Below are 3,879 nucleotides of genomic sequence, written 5' to 3'. Positions count from 1 at the left end.
CTGGCCCGCCTCGACCGGTAGGGGATCCGTCGGGCGGGACTTTCGTCGGGCGGGACTTGTCCGCCGAGAATTGTCGGACCCTGGACCTACCGTCGGTGAAGTCGGGAGATCGGTGCTCGGATTGTCTGTCGTCGCCGACCTCCACCGGTTCGGATCCGGAAGGTGCGCACGATGCTGATCGACTGTGACTCCTGCACCGCCCGTGGTGTCAGGTGCGCCGGCTGCATGATGACCGTCCTGCTCCCGGCGCCGGGCCCGCCCGTCGGCTGGGACGCCGAGGAGCTCGAGGCATTGCGGTTGCTCGCCGACGCCGGTCTGCTGCCCCCGCTCGCCGACGTGCGGACGGCACTGCTGGACCAGGCGCCGCGGCGTCGCCGCGCCGGCTAGCCCGCCCGGCCGGGGGGCCGGCGCGGGCGCCGGTGGGGCCGTGGGAAAACGCGGTGGGACCGTGGGAGAATATGGACGGATGCGCGTGCTGGCCGTCACGAACGATTTCCCGCCTCGTCCCGGCGGGATCCAGGCCTACGTGCACAACTTCGCCTCGCGGCTGCCCGGGGGCGAGATCGTCGTCTACGCCCCGGCCTGGAAGAACGCCGCGGCCTTCGACGCCGAACAGAACTTCCCGGTCGTGCGGCACACCATGTCGCTGATGCTGCCGACACCGGACGTCCTGCGCCGAGCCAGAGAGATCGCCCGGGCGGAGGGATGCGACACGGTGTGGTTCGGCGCCGCGGCACCGCTCGGGCTGCTCGGAGCCCGGCTGCGCCGCGACACGGCCGTGCGCAGGATGGTCGCGAGCACCCATGGTCACGAGGTCGGCTGGGCGGCGCTGCCGGGGGCGCGTCAGGTGTTGCGCAGCATCGGCACCGCGGCCGACGCCATCACCTATCTGACCAACTACACCCGGGCCCGGGTCCGGCCCGCCTTCGGCGGCCATCCCACCTTTGCCCGGCTGCCCAGCGGAGTCGACCCCTCGCTGTTCCGTCCCGGTCACGGGCGCGAGGAGATGCGCCGACGCCATGGGCTGACGGGCCGCCGGGTGGTGGTGTGCGTGAGCCGGCTGGTCGCCCGCAAGGGCCAGGACATGCTGATCCGGGCGCTGCCCATGGTACGGCGCCGCGTGCCGGACGCCGCGCTGCTGATCGTCGGCGGCGGTCCCCGGCGGGGTGATCTCGAACGGCTCGCCCGGGAGAACGACGTCGCCGAGAATGTGATCATGACCGGTTCGGTGCCGTGGGAGGAACTGCCGGCGCACTACGCGGCGGGCGACGTGTTCGCGATGCCCTGCCGCTCCAGCCTCGCCGGCCTGGAGGTCGAGGGGCTCGGCATCGTCTTCCTCGAGGCGTCGGCGACCGGCCTGCCGGTGGTGGCCGGCCGCAGTGGGGGTTCCCCCGACGCCGTCCTGCACCAGCGCACCGGCATCGTGATCGACGGTACCGATCTGGCGCAGGTCGCGACGACCGTCGGTGATCTGCTTGCCGACCCCGACCGGGCGGCGTCGATGGGTGCCGCGGGGCGGGCGTGGGTCGAGCTGCGCTGGCGGTGGGACGTCCTCGCGCAGGACCTGCGCACGCTGCTTGCCGGCCCGGACGGGGTTAGCGCGGGGTGGCGTAGATGTCCTCCACCGCCTGGCTGAACCGGTCGAGCACCAGCGAGCGGCGCACCTTCAGGCTCGGGGTGAGCTCGCCGGTCTCCACCGTGAAGTCCTGCGGCAAGATCGCGAACTTCTTGATGCTCTCGGCGTGCGACACCGTCGCGTTCGCGGCGTCGATCGCATGCTGGATCTCGGTGCGCAGGCCGGCGTCGTCGACCAGGTCGGCAACCGTCGCGCCGGCCGGCTTGCCCGCCGAGGACCGCCACCGGTCGAACGCCTCGGGATCGAGCGTGACGAGGGCGGCGATGAAGGGCCGCCGGTCCCCGATCAGCATCGCCTGGCTGACCAGGGGATGGGACTGGACGATGTGCTCCAGCGGCGCCGGCGCGATGTTCTTCCCACCGGCGGTGACCAGCAGCTCCTTCTTGCGGCCGGTGATCCGCAGGAAGCCGTCGGCGTCGAGGTCGCCGAGGTCGCCGGTGTGCAGGAAGCCCTCGGCGTCGAGCGCCTCCTTCGTCGCGAGCTCGTTGTTGCGGTAGCCGCGGAACAGCAGGGGACCGCGGATGAGGACCTCCCCGTCATCGGCGATGGCGATCGTCACGCCGGGAAAGGGCTGGCCGACGGTGCCCATCCGGACGTTGCCCGGCCGGTTCGCCGCGGCCGGCGCGCTGGTCTCGGTCAGACCGTAGCCCTCGAGCACCGTGAACCCGATCCCGCGGAAGAAGTGGCCGAGGCGTTCACCCAGCGGCGCCCCGCCGCTGACCGCGTAGCGGGCCCGCCCGCCGAGCGCCGCCTGGAGCTTGCTGTAGACCAGCGCGGCGAACAACCGGTGCCGCAGCCGCAGGAGCAGGCCGGGGCCGCCGCCGTCGAGAGCCCGGCTGTAGGCGACCGCGGTGTTCTCGGCGGCATCGAAGATCCAGCCCCTGCCCTCGGCGTGCGCCTTGTGGCGCGCCCCGGCGTGCACCTTCTCGAACACCCGGGGCACGGAGAGCAGGAAGGTCGGGCGCACCTTGGCGAGATCGGGCAGCAGGGTCCGCGAGTCCGGGGTGTAGGCGAGGGTGAACGCCCCCTGGACCACGCCCACCTGGAGCATGCGGGCGAACACGTGCGCCAGCGGGAGGAACAGCAGTGTGGACGCACCGGGCGCGAACAGCTCGGGCAGCGTGGCGATGGCCGCCTCGGCGGTGAACAGCAGGGCGCGATGGGTGATCTCGCAGCCCTTCGGTTGGCCGGTGGTCCCCGAGGTGTAGATGATCGTCGCGAGGCTGTCGGCGTTGACGGACGCCCGGGCCGCCGTCAGCTGCTCCGGCGCGATGCCGACGCCGTCCACGGCGAGACCGGCCAGCGCCCCGTGCTCGATGACGAGGACCTCCCGCAGCGCGGGGACGCCGTCGCGTACCTGCGCGACCCGCTCGGCGAGCTCGTCGTTTTCGACCACGAGAACCTCGACGCCGGCGTCCCGCAGGATCCACTCGATCTGGCCCGGGCTGGAGGTCTCGTAGATCGGCACGCAGACGGCGCCGGCCAGCCACGTCGCGTAGTCGACAATCGTCCACTCGAACCGGGTCCGGCTCGCCAGACCGACGCGGTCCCCGGGCCGCACCCCGCGGGCGATGAAGCCCCGGGCGGTGGCCACGACGTGATCGCGGAACTCGCGGACGGTCATGCCGACGAACTTGCCGTCGATCTTGTGCTGGATAAGCGTACTGTCCGGATGCGCCGCCGCGTTGCGGAACACGGCGTCCGTCAGGGTCGTATCGTCGGCGATGGTGATCAGGGGCGGGGAGGTGTACTTGCGCACTGCTACTCCTACCAGTCCTACCAGATGGCTTGTGCACGCCGGGGGGACGACGCCACGGAACAACGGAAGCACGGAACAACGGAAGAACGGAAGACCAGGCCAGGGCATCAGACGTTAGCCTCCGGGCGGGCGGTTTGCGACCTTGCGGGGTGTAAAGGGTTCCCTTCGACGGCGTCCGACCGATGATCGTTGCCGGTGAGCGCGACCGCCGGGGACATGTCCCGGGTACGCCCAGGATCCGCGCGGCATCCCTCATCGGCCGGATGGGCCGTTCGAGTAGGGGCGACGGGCCCCTGTCGGCGCCTAAGCTTCCAGCCATGCGGGTCCACGTGGTCAGCGACGTGCACGGGCGGGCGGATGCGCTGGCGGCGGCGGGCGAGGAGGCCGACGCATTCGTGTGTCTGGGTGATCTCATTCTCTTCATCGACTACCACGACCACGGCCGGGGCATCATGGGCGACCTGTTCGGCGCCGAGGCCGTGGG

3 protein-coding genes and 1 pseudogene are annotated in these 3,879 nt (G+C 71.7%); 3 read left to right on the top strand and 1 reads right to left on the bottom strand.

The window, feature by feature from the left end; genetic code table 11:
• The first annotated feature begins 171 nt into the window (after positions 1-171).
• Together ACY45C_RS04745 and ACY45C_RS04740 are read left to right on the top strand one after the other, a co-directional pair.
• Positions 172-387: a hypothetical protein gene (locus ACY45C_RS04745; RefSeq protein WP_462186437.1), complete on the top strand. Its 216-nt coding sequence runs from the start codon at positions 172-174 to the stop codon at positions 385-387.
• Positions 388-466: 79 nt separating this feature from the next.
• Positions 467-1,636 (top strand): glycosyltransferase family 4 protein, encoded by a 1,170-nt coding sequence (locus tag ACY45C_RS04740; protein ID WP_462186420.1) that lies wholly within the window; start codon positions 467-469, stop codon positions 1,634-1,636.
• Here ACY45C_RS04740 and ACY45C_RS04735 read toward each other — a convergent pair.
• Positions 1,596-3,395, bottom strand: a complete 1,800-nt coding sequence (locus ACY45C_RS04735; RefSeq protein WP_462186419.1) for an AMP-dependent synthetase/ligase — start codon at positions 3,393-3,395, stop codon at positions 1,596-1,598. The two genes, ACY45C_RS04740 and ACY45C_RS04735, sit on opposite strands and share 41 nt — an antisense overlap.
• A 263-nt stretch (positions 3,396-3,658) precedes the next feature.
• Here ACY45C_RS04735 and ACY45C_RS04730 point away from each other — a divergent pair.
• Positions 3,659-3,879: pseudogene (locus ACY45C_RS04730) on the top strand (metallophosphoesterase); the annotation flags it as partial.

Source organism: Frankia sp. CcWB2 (genome assembly GCF_977927585.1).
This window is presented reverse-complemented; position numbering and strand designations above follow the sequence as displayed.

Bases quoted from the DNA above. Each gene is read 5' to 3' on its own strand.
- ACY45C_RS04745 (WP_462186437.1), top strand. From the start codon at position 172: ATGCTGATCGACTGTGACTCCTGCACCGCCCGTGGTGTCAGGTGCGCC.
- ACY45C_RS04740 (WP_462186420.1), top strand. From the start codon at position 467: ATGCGCGTGCTGGCCGTCACGAACGATTTCCCGCCTCGTCCCGGCGGG.